This window comes from Sphingomonas oligophenolica (genome assembly GCF_039522915.1).
Taxonomy (GTDB): Bacteria; Pseudomonadota; Alphaproteobacteria; order Sphingomonadales; family Sphingomonadaceae; genus Sphingomonas; species Sphingomonas oligophenolica.
On sequence record NZ_BAAAEH010000028.1, the window covers coordinates 79,760 to 96,965 of the forward strand.

The 17,206-nt window shown below is 66.0% G+C and carries 14 protein-coding genes; 8 read left to right on the forward strand and 6 right to left on the reverse strand.

Annotation, left to right across the window (positions count from 1 at the left end; all coding sequences use genetic code 11):
- The first annotated feature begins 4 nt into the window (after window positions 1-4).
- Window positions 5-367, forward strand: coding sequence for a response regulator (locus tag ABD050_RS14060; RefSeq protein WP_343890025.1), 363 nt, complete (start codon window positions 5-7; stop codon window positions 365-367).
- Between the two features lie 18 nt (window positions 368-385).
- Here ABD050_RS14060 and ABD050_RS14065 read toward each other — a convergent pair whose 3' ends face one another.
- Together ABD050_RS14065 and ABD050_RS14070 are read right to left on the reverse strand one after the other, a co-directional pair.
- A complete protein-coding gene (locus ABD050_RS14065) occupies window positions 386-901 on the reverse strand; it encodes a phosphoribosyltransferase (RefSeq protein WP_343890026.1) in 516 nt (171 codons plus the stop codon).
- A complete protein-coding gene (locus ABD050_RS14070; protein ID WP_343890027.1) occupies window positions 898-1,911 on the reverse strand; it encodes an adenosine deaminase in 1,014 nt (337 codons plus the stop codon). Before ABD050_RS14070 ends, ABD050_RS14065 begins: the two co-directional genes overlap by 4 nt.
- A 112-nt stretch (window positions 1,912-2,023) precedes the next feature.
- Between ABD050_RS14070 and ABD050_RS14075 the strand changes: the two genes are divergently transcribed.
- The 4 genes from ABD050_RS14075 to ABD050_RS14090 all read left to right on the forward strand — a co-directional run bounded on the left by ABD050_RS14075 (window position 2,024) and on the right by ABD050_RS14090 (window position 5,998).
- Complete coding sequence (locus ABD050_RS14075; protein WP_343890028.1) at window positions 2,024-3,088, forward strand: hypothetical protein; 1,065 nt, start codon at window positions 2,024-2,026, stop codon at window positions 3,086-3,088.
- A 117-nt stretch (window positions 3,089-3,205) separates the two neighbouring features.
- Entirely contained in the window at window positions 3,206-4,312 is a 1,107-nt protein-coding gene (recA, locus tag ABD050_RS14080) for a recombinase RecA (RefSeq protein ID WP_425542459.1), read from the forward strand.
- A 211-nt stretch (window positions 4,313-4,523) separates the two neighbouring features.
- Complete coding sequence (locus ABD050_RS14085) at window positions 4,524-5,375, forward strand: class I SAM-dependent methyltransferase (protein WP_343890029.1); 852 nt, start codon at window positions 4,524-4,526, stop codon at window positions 5,373-5,375.
- Entirely contained in the window at window positions 5,372-5,998 is a 627-nt protein-coding gene (locus ABD050_RS14090) for a glutathione S-transferase family protein (protein WP_343890030.1), read from the forward strand. The genes ABD050_RS14085 and ABD050_RS14090 overlap by 4 nt, the downstream gene beginning before the upstream one ends.
- Here ABD050_RS14090 and ABD050_RS14095 read toward each other — a convergent pair.
- Entirely contained in the window at window positions 5,989-7,290 is a 1,302-nt protein-coding gene (locus ABD050_RS14095) for a dicarboxylate/amino acid:cation symporter (protein WP_343890031.1), read from the reverse strand. The genes ABD050_RS14090 and ABD050_RS14095 overlap by 10 nt on opposite strands.
- A gap of 185 nt (window positions 7,291-7,475) precedes the next feature.
- Between ABD050_RS14095 and ABD050_RS14100 the strand changes: the two genes are divergently transcribed.
- The gene (locus tag ABD050_RS14100) at window positions 7,476-8,690 is read left to right on the forward strand and encodes a M24 family metallopeptidase (protein WP_343890095.1); all 1,215 of its coding nucleotides are present in this window, start codon (window positions 7,476-7,478) and stop codon (window positions 8,688-8,690) included.
- A complete protein-coding gene (locus ABD050_RS14105; protein WP_343890032.1) occupies window positions 8,687-9,571 on the forward strand; it encodes a diacylglycerol/lipid kinase family protein in 885 nt (294 codons plus the stop codon). The genes ABD050_RS14100 and ABD050_RS14105 overlap by 4 nt, the downstream gene beginning before the upstream one ends.
- Here the strand turns inward: ABD050_RS14105 and ABD050_RS14110 are convergent, their stop codons facing one another.
- Window positions 9,572-11,248: a hypothetical protein gene (locus ABD050_RS14110; protein WP_343890033.1), complete on the reverse strand. Its 1,677-nt coding sequence runs from the start codon at window positions 11,246-11,248 to the stop codon at window positions 9,572-9,574.
- A 102-nt stretch (window positions 11,249-11,350) separates the two neighbouring features.
- Here ABD050_RS14110 and alaS point away from each other — a divergent pair, with 102 nt between their 5' ends.
- Window positions 11,351-14,008, forward strand: coding sequence for an alanine--tRNA ligase (gene alaS / locus ABD050_RS14115; RefSeq protein ID WP_343890034.1), 2,658 nt, complete (start codon window positions 11,351-11,353; stop codon window positions 14,006-14,008).
- Window positions 14,009-14,062: 54 nt separating this feature from the next.
- On the opposite strand, the gene ABD050_RS14120 is transcribed toward alaS, so the two are convergent.
- Window positions 14,063-16,051: a sialate O-acetylesterase gene (locus ABD050_RS14120; protein WP_343890035.1), complete on the reverse strand. Its 1,989-nt coding sequence runs from the start codon at window positions 16,049-16,051 to the stop codon at window positions 14,063-14,065.
- An 83-nt stretch (window positions 16,052-16,134) separates the two neighbouring features.
- On the reverse strand, window positions 16,135-16,977 hold the full coding sequence (locus ABD050_RS14125; protein WP_343890036.1) for a LytTR family DNA-binding domain-containing protein: 843 nt from the start codon (window positions 16,975-16,977) through the stop codon (window positions 16,135-16,137).
- Between the last annotated feature and the right edge of the window lie 229 nt (window positions 16,978-17,206).

The window sequence follows — 17,206 nt, forward strand, 5'->3', positions numbered from 1 at the left end:
CGGAATGACCGCGCCGAACCGAATCCTCATTGTCGAGGACGAACCGCTGATCGCCATGATGCTCGAAGATTTCATCGAGATGCTCGGCAAGCAGATGGCCGGCACTGCCGACACTGCCGACACTGTCGCTGATGCGCTTGCCCTGGTCGAGGCGGGCGGCATCGATGCAGCGATCCTCGACGTGAACCTGCGCGGCGGCGAGAAAAGCTGGCCGATCGCCGAAGCGCTCGCCGCGCGGGGCGTGCCGTTCGTGCTCGCGACCGGCGGCTCGCACGACAGCATCGTCGAAGCCTATCGCGGCCGCCCGACCCTGCCCAAGCCGTTCACGATGGACGCAGTCGCCAAGGTGCTTGAGTCGCTGGCCTGAATTTCCGGCCCGGCACCGTCAGGCGATCCGCTCCGGAACCGCCGCCGCATCCTCGACCAGCGATTGAGCCGGCGCCACCGCTTCCCAAGGGAAGACGAACCAGTCCTTGTTGACTCTCCGGTCGATCGTCCGGGCACGATAGTCGACCTGTTCCGCCGAGCTGACATTGTCGATCAGCGTCGCGAAGCGGATGCTGCCCGGCATCGCCTCGGCCGTGCGCAGCGCCCCGCGGAGATGGGCGATCGTCCTGCCCGAATCATTGATGTCGTCGAGGAACAGCAGTCGCTCGCCGGCCTGAGTCCGCCGCGCCAGCTTGACCAGCGGTTCGTCGGCGAAATCCTTCACCTGGCTCGAATAATCGACTGACAGCATCGGCAGCCCGGTCGCGTGGCTGAGATAGACCGCCGGCGAAAGCCCGCCGCGGCCGATGCCGATGATGAAATCCGGTTTCCACGCATCGTCCGCGAGCTGCAGCGCGAGCGCGCGGACGGTCGCGACGAATTCCTCATGCGTGATGTCGGCGAACACGGTCATGCATTGGCTCCCACATAGGTATCGAGTGTCGCGAGATGCTTTGCCACCACGTCGTCGGGCAGGAACGAGCCAAGGAACGAATTGCGTGCCAGCAAGGCGAGATCGTTGCGGTCGAGCCCGCGCGCCATTGCCACAGCCCGGTAATTGTCGGCGATATAGCCGCCGAAATAGGCCGGATCATCCGAATTGATCGTCGCGCGCAGGCCGGCCTTGAGCATCCGGTCGATCGGATGCTCGGCCATGTCGCGCACCACGCAGAGCTTCAGGTTCGACAGCGGGCACACCGTCAGCGTCATGCCGATGCGGGCGAGCCGTGCGGTCAGCACCGGATCCTCCAGGCTTCGATTGCCGTGGTCGAGCCGGTCGATATCGAGCAGGTCGAGCGCCTGCCGGACATAATCGGGCGGCCCTTCCTCGCCGGCGTGCGCGACGAGGCGCAGGCCCTTGCCGCGCGCCGCCGCGAACACCCGCGCGAATTTCTCCGGCGGATGGCCAAGCTCCGATGAATCGAGCCCGACTGCGTCGATCCGGTCGAGCCAGGGTTCGGCCGCCGCCAGCGTGGCGAAAGCGGCCTCCTCGTCGAGATGGCGCAGGAAGCTCATGATCAGCTTCGACGTCATGCTGTGCCGTGTCTCGGCGTCCGCCATGCCGGCGAGCAGGCCGGCGATTACCGTGCCAAAGGCAATGCCGCGATCGGTATGAGTCTGCGGATCGAACATGATTTCGGCATGGACGACGCCGTCCGCCGCCGCGCGATCGAAATAGGCCACTGCCAGGTCGCGGAAATCCTGCTCGGTCTGCAGCACATTCGCGCCGGCATAATAGATGTCGAGGAAATCCTGCAGGTTGGAGAAATCATAGGCGGCGCGCACCGCCTCGACAGTCGCGAACGGGATCGTGATCCTGTTGCGCTCCGCCAGCGCGAACATCAGCTCGGGTTCGAGGCTGCCCTCGATATGGAGGTGGAGCTCGGCCTTGGGCAGCCCGGTGATGAAATCATGGTCCGTCATGCCGCATTCATCGCGCGGGGCGGGCAGGGGAGCAAGCCGGAATCCCGTCGCCCTGGCTGACCATGTGCGGGTGGTTTGCGGATAGGCGTCGATCGATTACGGTCCCGCAACGATGACCGACCGGACTCGCCTCTCCACGCCGCTTCGCGTCATCGCCTGGATCTATCTGATCCTGGGCGTGCTCGGGCTGGCGATCGGGACTGCGCTCTGCATCGGCCTCGGGCTCGAATCCGATCCGCGCGGCCCCGAAGCACTTGCCTGGATCGGCTTCTTCTTCGCCATCGCCGCGATCTTCTATCTGTTACCGGCGACGATCGGCGGGCTTGGTCTGTTGCTCGGCAAGCCATGGGCGCGAATACCGGTCGCGATCGTATCGGTGTTGCTGCTCTTCGGCTTCCCGATCGGCACAATGCTCGGCGGCTATGCCTTATGGGCCGTCGTCAGCACCTCGGTCCGGGCGGGCGGAGCGCCGGGCATCGCCGGCCCGCCCGTGCCGCGCATGCGGGAGCCCGGTCCGCTGTTTGGCCTGCTGGTGGCGATGGCGGGGATAGGCGCAGGTTTCGTGGTTGTGCTCTGGGCCGGGTTCACGCTTCATCGTGATGCGATGCCGCTGGTAATCGAGCAGTATCACCTGCCCGCGATCCTTATCGTCGCGGCCGCGATCACCTATGGCCTGTACCATGTCGGGCGGGGCGTAGCCCGACATGACCGGCGCTCCGGTGCGCGGCGCGACGCGCGCTCGAAGCATGCGGACTGGCGTGAAGCGCAACGGCTGCGCCTGATCGAAATGCGGGGCGATCCGATCCTCAGCGCCTATGCCGACCGGATTGAACGCGGCGAGAGCTGGTCCGACGCCCAGATCGCCTATGATCTCGCGCCGGATATGTCCGCCACCTGCGCGCATCTCGCCCCGGTCGAGCTGGCGATGCGCCGCGCCGGGATTATCGTGAAGCTTCAGTTCGGCCAAATCGTCCACGCCGCCTGCGTGATCGATGAACCGGCGCTGCGTGCGCGTTTCGCGGTCGCTTTGCCCGCCTGGTACGGGATCATCCCTGACTACGACCGGTCCTATGAGGATCCGCCCGCGGCCGCGCTCGGCTGTACGGAACATGGCGCGCTGATTTATGTGATCGAGCCCGGCCAGGCGCCGCCCGGCAGCCCGGTTTTCCCGGCTTGAGGAACAGCGGAACAAAAAAAGATCGTTCCCCACTTGTTCTTCTGGAACAAACCATATACGAAGCTTCCAACACGCATTGAACAGATGGCGTGATCAGTCTAGCGACGGAGGCTCCCAGTGGCGGCATCTTTGAAGGTCATCGACAACAAAATGGCAGTCTCCAACGACAAGGCAAACGAGAAAGCTTCCGGCGAGCGCGCCAAGGCACTCGAGGCAGCACTCGCGCAGATCGATCGCGCCTTCGGCAAGGGCAGCGCGATGCGGCTCGGATCGAAGGAGACGATGCAGGTCGAATCGATTTCGACCGGTTCGCTCGGCCTCGATATCGCGCTCGGCGTCGGCGGTCTGCCGCGCGGCCGGGTGATCGAAATCTATGGTCCGGAAAGCTCGGGCAAGACGACGCTTGCGCTTCACGTGATCGCCGAAGCGCAGAAGGGCGGCGGCACAGCGGCGTTCGTCGATGCCGAGCATGCGCTCGATCCGGTCTATGCCAAGAAGCTCGGCGTCAATATCGACGAACTGATCGTCTCCCAGCCCGACACCGGCGAGCAGGCGCTCGAGATCGTCGATACGCTGGTTCGCTCCAACGCGATCGACGTGCTGGTGGTCGATTCGGTCGCGGCGCTCGTGCCCCGCGCCGAGATCGAGGGCGAAATGGGTGACAGCCATGTCGGCCTGCAGGCGCGGCTGATGTCGCAATCGCTGCGCAAGCTGACCGGTTCGATCAGCCGCTCGCGCTGCATGGTGATCTTCATCAACCAGCTGCGCATGAAGATCGGCGTGATGTACGGCAACCCCGAGACGACGACGGGCGGCAACGCGCTGAAATTCTATGCCTCGGTCCGTCTCGACATCCGCCGCACCGGCCAGATCAAGGATCGCGAGGAAATCATCGGCAACACCACCCGGGTGAAGGTCGTCAAGAACAAGGTCGCACCGCCGTTCAAGCAGGTCGAGTTCGACATCATGTATGGCCAGGGCGTCTCCAAGATCGGCGAGATCCTCGACCTCGGCGTCAAGGCCGGGCTGGTCGAGAAATCGGGCGCGTGGTTTTCTTACGACAGCGTCCGGATTGGCCAGGGCCGCGAGAATTCCAAGACCTTCCTCAAGGAAAATCCGGAAATGGCCGACCGCCTCGAAAAGGCGATCCGGGCCCGTACCGACAAGGTCGCCGAAGAGATGATGGCCGGCCCCGACGCCGATGGCGAGGACGACGACCTCTGATCTTCTTCTCTCCCAAGCGGGGAGGGGGCGGATGCTCGACAATCAAGTTTAGCGCGGCGTTTCTCCCGTCGCAAAACCCGGAAAGGCCCGCCCACGACGGCGGGCCTTTCATATTTCATGGGGCGATTGGCTCTTCGCCAGGGCGGACGAAAGCAGCTACACCACCGACGCGCCGGATCTTTGCGGGATCGGCCCTCATCGGGAAGGAAGCATGATGGATGCAAGCGAATGGAGCGGCCCGGTCGGCGATGTCTGGGCCACTGAATGGCAGCGTACCGATCGCAGCTTTGCCGGTCTCGCGCCGCGTCTCAACGCAGCGGCGATCGCTGCGGTAGCGGGGATCGATGCCCCGGCGATTGTGGATATTGGCTGTGGCGCCGGGGCGACCAGCCTTGCTCTTGCAGCGGCGCTGCCCGCCGCACGCATCTGTGGCATCGACATTTCCCCGGGCCTCACCGCGATTGCGGCGACACGGGCTGCCGATCTCCCGAATCTGCGCTTCGCGACGGGCCCGGTCGAGGCACTTGTTGGCGATCAGGCGCCGGTCGACCTGTTCGTTTCGCGGCACGGCGTGATGTTCTTCGCTGATCCCATAGCTGCTTTCGCCGCGATCCGCGGCGCTGCGGCGCCGGCCGGCCGCCTCGTCTTTTCCTGTTTTCGGGACGCTGCGCTCAACCCCTGGGCATCCGAGCTTCTGGCCGCGGTTCTGGGTGGACCCCAGCCAGTGCCCGCCGGCTATGCGCCTGGCCCCTTTGCCTTTGCCGATCCTGACTTCGTCACGCCCTTGCTCGAGGCTGCAGGCTGGTGTGACGTCCGCGCCATATCGGTCGATTACAATTATTGCGCCGGTGAGGGTGCCGATCCGATCGCCGACGCGCTCGATCTCTTCAGCCGGATCGGGCCGACCGCACGGGCGATCAAGGCTGCCGATCCGGCCGAGCGCGGTGCGATGCTCGATCGCATGGCCGACGTGCTCCATCGCCACCGATCGGGCGACACAGTGGATTTCCCCGCTGCGGCATGGCTATGGTCGGCGCAAGCAGCGGCAGGAGAGGCACAATGACGATCATCGTCCACCATCTCGAGAATTCGCGCTCGCAGCGCATCCTGTGGATGCTCGAGGAGCTCGGCATGCCCTATGAGGTCAAGCGCTACGAGCGGAACAAGCAGACAATGCTCGCCCCGCCCGAATTGAAACGCGTCCACCCGCTCGGCAAGTCGCCGGTGATCGAGGATGACGGCGTCGTGGTCGCCGAAACCGGCGCGATCATCGAATATCTCGTTGAAAAGGCCGACGGGCGGCTCGGCCCGCTCGCCCATCGCGAGTCAGTGCTGCGCTACCGCATGTTTCTGCATTATGCCGAAGGGTCGCTGATGCCGCCCCTGCTCGTGCTGCTTGTCCTCAACCGGATTCCGATCTTCGGCAAGTCGGCGATCAAGCGGATACAGCCCATGATCGATGTCCATCTTGATTATGTCGAATCCGAGCTGGCCGCCCGCCCTTGGTTCGCGGGCGACGAGATGACCGCCGCCGACATCATGATGAGTTTTCCGCTCGAAGCGGCACGCGGACGCGCCGGGCTCGGCGCCTCGCGCCCGCACACCATTGCCTGGCTCGACAAGATCCACGCACGTCCCGCCTATCAGGCAGCGCTCGCGCGGGGTGGCCCCTATGCCTATGCCTGACCGCTGAGGCCGTGGCTCGGCGCGTGCGGCGGCTCGATCTCTGCCGGCATCGGCGGTTCGAACCCACCCTCCCAGCGCGCAACCACACTCGCGGCGATTGCATTGCCGACGACATTGGTGGCCGACCGCCCCATGTCGAGGAAATGGTCGATCGCGAGGACGAGCAGGATGCCCGCCTCGGGGATGTTGAACTGAGAAAGCGTCACCGTGATCACCACCAGGCTCGCGCGCGGCACGCCGGCAATGCCCTTCGAGGTCACCATGAGCGTCAGCAGCATCGCGATCTGGGTGCCGAGCGACAGATGGATGGCATAAGCCTGGGCAATGAACAGCGACGCGAAGGTCATGTACATCATCGAGCCGTCGAGATTGAACGAATAGCCGAGCGGCAGCACGAAGCTCGAGATCCGCTTCGGCACGCCGAACCGGTCGAGCGCTTCGAGCGTGCGGGGAAAGGCGGCCTCGGACGAGGCGGTCGAGAAGGCCAGCAGGATCGGCTCGCGGATATAGCGCAAGAGCAGCCTGGTTCGCTTGCCGATGGCGAGGAAGGCGGCGCCAATCAGCAGCGCCCAGAGCAAGGCGAGCCCGAGATAGACGCTGCCCATGAAATAGGCGAGCTTGCCGATCACGCTCGGTCCCTGCTCGGCGAGCGCCGCGGTGACCGCCGCGAACACGGCGACCGGCGCGAAGCGCATCACATAGTCAGTCACCTGCAGCATCACCGCGACCAGCCCTTCGGCCGCACGGACGATCGGCGCTGCCTTTTCGCCGATCGCAGTGAGCGCGACGCCGAAGAACACCGAGAAGACAACGATCGGCAGGATCTCGTTGGTCGCCATCACGCCGATGATCGAGGCCGGGAAGATATGCTTCACGAAGTCGTTGGGATCGAACACCGGCTTGGCGAGCCCGGTCGCGGCCGTCACCGGCGGCAGCGGCAAATTGAGCCCGACCCCGGGCTGGAGCAGATGGACGAGGCAGAGGCCGAGGGTCAGCGAGACGAGGCTCGCGCAGATGAACCACAGCAACGCCTTGGCGCCGACCCGGCCAAGCGCGCCGGTATCGCCCATATGCGCAATGCCGGTCACCAGGGTGGCGAATACCAGGGGGGCGATGATCATCTTGATCAGCTGCAGGAAGATCGTCGTCACCACCGAGATCCAGGAGCCGATGAGCTTGAGCTGTGCCGCCGCCGCGGGCGTTCCGTCATCGACCCCGGCATTGATCGACCAGCCGACAGCAAGCCCGAGCACAAGCCCGATCAAGATAAAAAGCGTCAGGCGTTTCGCCATGAAAAACTCCCCGGAATCAAGCGGGCAGGGAAGGGGATTGCCGCGGCGCGGTCAAGCGCCTTATGTCAGCTCATGCCCGAATTGACATTGTCGCTGCGCGACACTTCGCATCCTGACCGTATCGCAGGAAAGGGAAACGCCTCGTGCTGCTGACCCGTCGCCAGACGCTCGCCAGTGCAGCGGCCATGCTGCCATTGCTCACCATACCGTCGATCCTGCGCGCCGCCGAGCCGGACCTCAGCGCGCTGAGCGATATCACCACCGCCACGGCGCCGATCGGCGAGGCCGAGCGCCGCGCTCGGATTGCCCGTGCCCAGCGGCTGATGAAGGCGAATGGAATCGGCGCTGTGCTGATCGAGGCCGGCTCGTCCCTGATCTATTTCACGGGAGTGCGCTGGGGCCGTAGCGAGCGGCTGACTGCTGCGGTGCTGCCGGTCGAGGGCGATCCCTGCATCGTCACGCCCTTTTTCGAGGAGCCCTCGGTCCGCCAGACTCTCGGCGTACCCGCCGATGTGCGCGTATGGCAGGAAGACGAGGACCCGCTCGCTGTCGTCGCCGGCTTCCTGAAGGACCGCAAGCTCGCGGGTGGCGCGATCGGCATCGAGGAGACGGTGCGCTATTTCGCCGTTAACGGCCTCGCCCGGGTGTTGCCCGAGGCAAGGCTCGTCTCGGCGAATCCGGTGGTGCGCGGCTGCCGGATGATCAAGACCGCGCCCGAAATCGCGCTGATGCAGACCGCGACCGATGTGACGATTGCCGCCTATCGCTGGACCTGGCCGCGCATCGAGAAAGGGATGACCCCCTCCGATATCGGCGCGCTGATGAACGCCGCGACCCGCAAGCTCGGTGGCGATCCCGAATTCGCGCTGATCCTGATCGGCGAGGCAGCCGCCTATCCGCATGGCAGCCGCGCGCCGCAAAGGGTCGCTGATGGGCAGATCGTGTTGATGGATTGCGGCTGCACCGTTCAGGGTTACCAGTCAGACGTCTCGCGTACCTTCGTGTTCGGCGCCGCCAGCGCTGAGCAGCGCAAGGTGTGGAAGGACGTTCATGACGGGCAGGCGGCCGGGTTTGCCGCCGCGCGGATCGGGGTGCCCGCGGGGTCGGTCGACGACGCGGTCCGCCGCCATTACGAGGCGCTCGGCTACGGCCCGCGCTACCGGTTGCCGGGGCTGTCGCACCGCACCGGCCATGGCATCGGCCTCGACGGGCATGAGCCGGTCAACCTCGTGCACGGCGAGCAGACACTGCTTGCGCCCGGCATGTGCTTCTCCGACGAACCGGGCCTGTATCTGCCGGGCAAGTTCGGCGTTCGGATCGAGGATTGCTTTCATATGACCGAGACCGGACCGAAATGGTTCTCCCAACCGCCGGCCTCGCTCGACGCGCCGTTCGGATGAGCGATCGCGTCCCGGTTCTGGTCAATCGCAGCGGTGGAACGGCCTCGTCGAAGGGCGACAAGCTCGGCCCCGAACTCGAGGCGGCATTCGCTCAGGCAGGGGTCGCGATCGACCTTCAGCTTGTCGAGGGAGACGAGCTCGAAGCGGCGCTGAGCAAGGTTGCCGATCGACCGCTGGTCGTCGTCGGTGGCGGTGACGGGACGCTCGGGCACATGGCTGGGATCCTAGCCGACAAGGGGTCGACCCTCGGCATCCTGCCGCTCGGCACCCGCAACCATCTCGCGCGCGAGCTCGGCGTTCCGCTCGATATCCCGGGCGCGGCTGCGCTGATCGCGAGCGGCGCGACACGGAAGATCGACCTTGCCCGGGTCAACGGCCATGCCTTTGTCAACAATGCCTCGATCGGTCTCTACCCGCAGCTCGTCCGGGAGCGGGAGCAGCACGATGCGCCGAAATGGCTGGCCGCCTTGCCCTCGGCGATCGCTGCGCTGCGCCGGGTGAAGCATCACCGGCTGCATCTCGCCATGCCGGGTGCGCCGAGCGACATCGTCACGCCGATGCTGTTCGTCGGCAACAACCGGTACACGCTGGCGGCCGGGCAGCTCGGCACGCGGGAGGCGCTCGACGGCGGGGTGCTGTCGGTCTTCGCTGTCGCCTCGCGGCGGCGATGGGCGCTGGTCGGCTTCGCGATCCGCACCCTGTTCGGCCGCGCCGACCGTGACAAGGATTTCGCCGCGATCGGCGCTGCGCCTGCGTTCGACGTCAGCGGGCGTTCCGACGATATCGACATCGCGCTCGACGGCGAGGTGATGAGGCTCGACATGCCGCTGCGCTTCGAGTGCCAGGCGGGTGCGCTCACCGTTGTTGCGCCGCCCGGCTGATCAGATCGCCGCCAGCTCGAACGCTGCCTTGTCTCCCCGCCAGCCCTCGGTCGCGAGCGCGCGGTCCCTTGTCGCGCCGTCGGTTTGGCCGAGCGCCTTCTCGGCATCGGCGCGGACCGACAAGGTGAGCGGATCGTGCAGCCGGCGCGCCAGCACCGTGTCGGTTGCGCTGAGCGCCTCCTGCGGCTTGCCCGCCGCGAGCAGCGCGGCGGCGTAGCTGCGGCGGACCGGGTACCACCAAATCGGCGGGTCGCTGAAGCTGGCGACGGTCTTCGCTTCCTCGATCTTCGCGCCGCTGGCGAAGAATTTCGCTGCCTCGAGCGGATGTCCCTCGATCATCGCGGCGCGGCCTTGCAGGACATAACGGGCGATCAGCATCAGCCGGGTCGCGTGTTCGGTGAAGTCCGCCTTATTCGACGGGCCCACGCTCTCCGGGATCAGGGCCAGCTCAGCGCGCACACCGGCGGCATTGCCCAACCGCGCCTGGGCCTCGCCCCGCGCATAATGGCGATAGGCCTGGGCGAAGGCGAACTTTGCGCCAGGATCCGGCAGGGCAAGAACGTCAGCCGGCACCGCGAAGCGCGCCTCGGCAGCATAGGCAGTGCCCATCGCCATCTGCAGGAAGGGATTGGGCCCCTTGGGTGAATGCACCGCAGCGGCGAGCATCGGGCCGCTGAGATCGAGCGCGTCCTTCGCGTCACCCGACATCAGCGCGCCGCCGACGCCATATTGGACATTATGCCCGTGATAGGGGAGCAGCCACTCGCCACCCGGCTGGGGCAACCCTTGGCGTTTCGCATTCTCGATTCCCATCGCGACCGCGCGAACATTGGTATCGGCCGCGTCCTGGTAGCGCCCGATCTGGTAGAAAGTGTGCGACGGCATATGGACAAGATGGCTGGCATGCGGTGCGAGCGCCGGCAGCCGGTCGGCATAAGGCTCGGCGCGGGCGGGGAAACCGCTCATCTCGGTGGCGTGGATGTAGAAATGAATCGCCGGCGTATAATCCGGATGACGTTTGAGCACGCCTTCGAGCAGTTCCACCGCGCGCGGCAGGTTCCTGGTGCCGCTGCTCTGCGCGGTCGGGATCATCCAGGCGTCGGCGGCGATCGTCGCGATCTCGTCGTCATCGGGATATTTCACCGCGAGTGAGTCCATCGCTTTCGCGAAGGCGCGATCGCCCGAACCCGTGCCGCCGCCATGGTCGTAGCGCAGTTTCAGCGCCGCGATCAGTTCCCGCTCCTTTGTCGGGGAGGCGGGCGTCAACAGCTTCTCCGCCGCTGCGACCTTCCCGGCGGCAGTCTTCTGCTCGGCCGGATCGATGGTGAAGTTGATCGTCGGCCCGTCGGTCCAGGCAGCGCCCCACAGGCACATCGCGCAGGTCTGGTCGAGTTGCACCGCGCGCGCCATCGCCGCGGTCGCCGCCTTGTGGGCAAAGGCGTGGGCGAGCTGCATGCCGTTGTCGAAAAAGGCCTGCGCCTCGGGATTGACGGTGGTGATCGTGAAGCCGCCGCTGCCATAGCCGGGCAGGATCTCCGGAACCGCTGAAACCGGCGCGTCGCCGCCGCCGCAGACAGCGACATCTGCGAGCAAGAAGGACAAGGGCGCCGTCATCGCGCCGTCGCTCACGGTTGCCGGCAACAATGCCAACAGGGGCAGCAGCATCCATGTGCGCATCTCACTTCCCCCTTGGTCGACAGAGCTGGTATAAAGGAACGCTATCCGGCCTGCCACAGCGATCCGCTTGAGAACCGCGCGGCCCTCGCCTAAGTCGCCAGCATGACATCGACCAACGACATCCGCCGCAGCTTTCTCGACTATTTCGAACGCGAAGGGCATGCCCGCGTGCCGTCCGCGCCGCTGGTGCCGCATAACGACCCGACATTGATGTTCGTCAATGCCGGCATGGTGCCGTTCAAGAACGTCTTTACCGGCCTCGAATCGCGGCCTTATTCGACCGCGACCTCCTCGCAGAAATGCGTGCGCGCCGGGGGCAAGCACAACGACCTCGACAATGTCGGTTATACCGCGCGCCACCATACTTTCTTCGAAATGCTCGGCAATTTCTCGTTCGGCGATTATTTCAAGGAGCGGGCGATCACGCTCGCCTGGAATCTGCTGACCAGGGAATGGGGCATTCCCGCCGACAAGCTGACCGTCACCGTCTATCATACCGATGACGAAGCGTTCGACCTGTGGAAGAAGATCGCCGGCCTGCCGGAAGAGCGCATCATCCGTATCGCCACCAGCGACAATTTCTGGTCGATGGGCGACACCGGGCCGTGCGGTCCCTGCTCGGAGATCTTCTACGATCATGGCGACCACATTCCCGGCGGCCCGCCCGGAAGCCCCGAGGAGGATGGCGACCGTTTCGTCGAGATCTGGAATCTCGTCTTCATGCAGTTCGACCAGTCGGCTGACGGCGAGCGAACCAGCCTGCCGCGCCCCTCGATCGACACCGGCATGGGGCTCGAGCGCGTCGCCGCGGTGCTGCAGGGCGTGCACGACAACTACGATACCGATACCTTCAAGGCGCTGATCGCCGAATCGAGCGCGCTGACCCGCACCCCGAGCACCGGCGAAACCCAGGCGAGCCACCGTGTGATCGCCGATCACCTGCGCGCCTCGGGCTTCCTGATCGCCGATGGCGTGTTCCCGGCCAATGAAGGGCGCGGCTATGTGCTGCGCCGGATCATGCGCCGCGCGATGCGCCATGCGCATCTGCTCGGCGCGAAGGATCCGCTGATGCACCGGCTGGTGCCGGCCCTGGTCGCCGAGATGGGCGCTGCCTATCCCGAACTGGTCCGCGCCCAGGCTTCGATCGAGGCGACGCTGCTGCAGGAGGAAACCCAGTTCCGCCGCACGCTGACCAACGGCCTGCGCCTGCTCGACGAGGCGACTTCGGTGATGACGCCGGGTGCGGTGCTGCCGGGTGAGACCGCGTTCAAGCTCTACGACACGTTCGGCTTTCCCTATGACCTGACCGAGGACGCGCTGCGCGCCAAGGGCTTCGGCGTCGATCGCGCCGGCTTCGATTCGGCGATGGCAGAACAGAAGCGCGCCGCGCGTGCCGCATGGAAGGGATCGGGCGACCGTGCCTCGGACGATGTCTGGTTCGACATTGCCGAGGAAGCGGGCGGCACCGAGTTTCTCGGCTATTCGGCCGAGGATGGCGAGGGCCGCGTGGTCGCGATCGTCAGGGACGGCGCGCGGGTAACCAAGGCGAGCGCGGGCGAGACAGTCGAGATCGTCACCAACCAGACGCCTTTCTACGCTGAGAGCGGCGGGCAGGTCGGCGATACCGGGCTGCTGTCGAACGGCGCTGTCTTGGCCAGGGTCGACAATACCCAGAAATATCTTGGCCGGATCTTCGCGCACCGTGCGACGATCGAAGGGGGCGATATCGCGGTCGGCGACACGCTGACCATGGCGGTCGATCATGATCGCCGCGGCGCGATCCGCGCCAATCATAGCGCGACCCACCTCCTCCACGAGGCGCTCCGCCAGCGGCTTGGCAAGCATGTCGCGCAAAAGGGCAGCCTGGTCGCGCCCGATCGGCTGCGCTTCGATTTCTCGCAACCGAGCGCGATCGAGCCGGCCCGGATTGCCGAAGTCGAGGCTGACGTGAACCGCCATATCCGCGAGAATGGCGAGGTCTCGACCCGGCTGATGACGCCCGACGAGGCGATCAAGGAAGGCGCGATGGCGCTGTTCGGCGAGAAATATGGCGACGAGGTCCGCGTCGTGTCGATGGGGCGCGAGGGAGACGGCATCTACTCGCTCGAACTCTGCGGCGGCACGCATGTGAAGCAGCTCGGCGATATCGGGTTGTTCAAGATCATCGGCGAGGGCGCCGTATCGAGCGGCATCCGCCGCGTCGAGGCGCTGACCGGCGAGGCCGCACGCGCCTGGTTCACCGGCCGCGACGAGAAGCTGCGCGAAGCGGCTGCTGTGCTGAAGGCGACGCCCGACGAAGTGCCGGCGCGGGTCGCGGCGCTCGTCGAGGACCGCCGTCGGCTTGAGCGGGAGCTCGCCGAGGCGAAGAAGGCGCTCGCGCTTGGCGGCGGCGGCGGCGCTGCACCCGCGGGTCCGGAGCAGGTCGGCGGGGTCAATTTCGTCGGCCAGGTGATTGATGGCTTCGATGCCAAGGGCCTGCGCGGCGCGGTCGACGAAACCAAGCAGCGGATCGGCTCGGGCGTCGCGGTGATCGTCGCGGTCAATGACGGCCGGGCGTCGATTGCGGTTGGCGTCACCGAGGATCTGGTCGCGACCTATAATGCAGTCGATCTGCTACGTGCGGCGGTCGCCGTTCTGGGCGGACAGGGCGGCGGCGGCCGGCCCGATATGGCGCAGGGCGGCGGGCCCGATGGGGCCAGGGGCACCGAGGCGATCGAGGCGATCAAGGCTGCGCTCGAGGCGCGGCACGAGGTGGCTTGAGAGCCGGGCAACCAACGAAGATGTGGATTCCGAGATATCTGGATCTCGAATCCCCTAAGATCCCTGGGGCACCGGCAGTTCGAACGGCGCAGCGGGCAGGTCGTCAGCGCTGTACAGATTGACAAAAGGCGCGTCGGCCCAGGCATAGCGGACGCGGGTAACCTCGGGACGATTGGCGCCGCCAAGTACCACGCTGTCGCTCTGAATCGTGCCGGGCACGTAGCTGCAGCGATCCGCGATACAGGCCTCGAAGCCGATCGCGACATTGGCGCTATAGGTCCTCAGGCCGCCATTGATGTTCTTGAAGCGCACCACCAGATCATTGCCCGAACGCACCACGCCGACCGCTTCGGGCCCGCCCGGCGTCACCGGCTCGCCATAAGCGACGGCGCGCGCGGCGCGGGCAAGGCGTTCGCCGACGACGGCCTTCTGGCTCGGGTGGATGTCGGTGCGGTCGCCGACATCGATCGTCACCACCAGCCCGGCATGAGGATCGGCGGCGACCGACTGCGCCTGGGCTTCGCGGAGCGCCGCCCAATCCGACTTGCCGGGGCTGGCCGCGACCGCGCCATAGGAGGTGAGCTGGACGACCAGGAAGGGCAGGTAGGGCTGGGCGAAGTTCTTGCGCCAGTCGCGCATCAGCAGCGGCAGGAGCGTGCGATATTCGGCCGCCTTGTCGGCATTCGCCTCGCCCTGATACCAGGCGGCGAGCTTGAAGCCGTAACCTGCGAGTGGTGCGATCATGCCATTGTAGAGCGTCGTCAGGCTGGTCGGCACAGCCCATGGCGATGACGCGATCGAGAGGCCGCGCGCGCGCATCCCCATTTTGTAGCGCCAGGGGCTCGCGATCGGGATGAACTGGCCGTCGGCCGTGCCGATGCCGCGAACCTTTGGCTGACCCGTCAGCCCGCCGCCCTGACCGCCGCTCAATACCCTGAGGACGATCACATTGGGCCCGGCCCGGAAGGCGCCGGCCGGCACCTCATAATCGCGCCAGACCCAGGCGATACTGCCGCTGCCAACGCGGACGCCGTTTACCCAGGCGGTGTCATAGGTGTCGATCGGGCCGAGCGCGAGCCGGTTGGCGGCTTTTGCCTGCGCCTCGGTAAGCGTTACAGTGGTGCGGAACCAGGCCACGCCGTCGAAATCGGCAAGGGCCGGGATGCCGGCTTCCTTCCACGATCCCGCGGGCACCATGCTCGACCAGGCGCTGTCGTCATAGCCCGGCGCGATCCAGGCGCGCTGCGCGGCTGCGTCCGGGTCATGGGCATCCCACCACGCCTCCCGCTTCTGTCCTTCGCGGGCCATTGCTTCGGCCGGGTTGGACGCCATCAGCGATACCGCGGCGACGCCCTGCTCGAACGGCTTGTAGCTGCGCAGCGACGCGGCGCCGATCCAGCTCTGGATCGTCGTCCCGCCCCAGCTCGAATGGATGAAGCCGATCGGCACCTTCTCGGTCTTCTGGAGCGATCGGGCCATATAATAGCAGACCGCCGAGGCGTCGCCGACCGTGTCGGGCGCGACGATCTGCCAGGCGGCGGGGTGCTTCAGATCGTCGAGCGGCGCCGGCTCGCTGTCATGTGCGATGGTGAGGAAGCGCATATCGTCATTGGGCGCAGCGACGATCCCGTTCCAGGAACCGGTCGAGAGCCGGGCAGGGAACTCCATGTTTGACTGGCCGCCGCACAGATAGACATCGCCGAGCTTGATATCGGCGAGCGTGGTTGTTCCGCCGGCGCCGCTGACAGTCAGCGTGTAGGGGCCGCCGGCTGCCATTGCGGGCAGGCGTGTGCGCCAATGGCCGGTTTTGTCCGCACGCAGAGCGACCGTGCTATTGCCGAGGGTGACGCTGAGCTGTTGCGCCGGGTCGGCCGAACCCCAGACGGTGATCGGGCGATCGCGCTGGAGCACGGCATGGTCGCTGAAGACCCGGGCGAAAACTGGCCTCCCGGCCGGGTCGCTCGCGGCGGCGGCCGGCGCGGCGGCGCAGGCCGTCAGCAAGGTGAGCGCTCCCATGACGTTCTTTCCGGTCAAGCCAGGCACCCGCTTCTCCCTCGATTTTTGAGGGAAGCCTAGACCGGTTGGGTGGTTTCTTCCACCGCTGGATGGTTCGGTCGGTCTCCGTCTTATGCTGGCAGGAACTGCGATCGTGTCAGCCGCTCGATCGAATCCCGCGCCACCGGCGCGCGTTTGCCGTTGACCAGCTCGATCTCGCGGTTGCGGCCGGTGCCGACCACCTGCGCAACGGCGCCGCGCGCCACCCACCAGCTGCGATGAGTCTGTTCGCCGGGCTCCTCGTCCATCTCGGCGATGGCGTCGCGCAGCCGCAGCAGCAAGAGCTCGCTATGGTGCATGCCGTGCACGCGGACATAATGGTCCTCGCTTTCGAGCGCGAGGATCGGGCCTTCGAAGCGGGGGGTGAGCCGGGCATAGAGGCGCGGGCGAGGCTGGCCTGGCCCCGGTTCCGGAGTGGGCAGGGGCGGGTTTTCGGCAGGCGCGGGCAGGTTTCCGGACCAATAGGGAGTGGTCTGCTCGACCTTGGGATCTGCGTCGAGCGCGGCATAGTAGAGCAGCAGATGCGCATCGGCGCGCCCCGCCCACCAGGCTACCGCCATGATCGCGAGCGAGCACAGCAAGGTGAAGGGCAGCACGCCGGAATAGCCGCCCAACAGCTTCATCTCGTCGCGCCCGGCCCATTGCCAGAGAAACGCCATCGGAAAAGAGCACAGGATCACGCCCCAGAAAACCATCGATCCGCGCGGCAGGCTGGTTGCTTCGGCGATCCAGCGCCACAGGATCATGATCGGGCGAACCAGCACGTAAGCCCCGAGCAGCAAGATCAGCCAGCGGCCGAATCGGGAGATGAAATCGCCCGCCAGATAGGTTCCGAACGGCCCGAGGAACCCGACGACGCCAGCCATGAACAGCATCGCCCAGAATTCCAGCAGCGCTCGTCGGAGCCATTTCACGTAGATTGGTTTCCCGTTGGCGAAGCGCCAATCGCAGCTTTGGCGGTTTTCTGCGGCTTTTCAAGTCGCGATACTGCGTTACGCATTCCCGCTTGCCGGCGATTCGCGACCGTCCATCTCCGCTGCCAGTCGACACCTCTTCGTTGACGCAAAGGAGATGACCATGACCCGCTACCTCACCACCACCGAATATCTGTTCGCGCTTGCCTGCACCTTCATCGCGCATGCC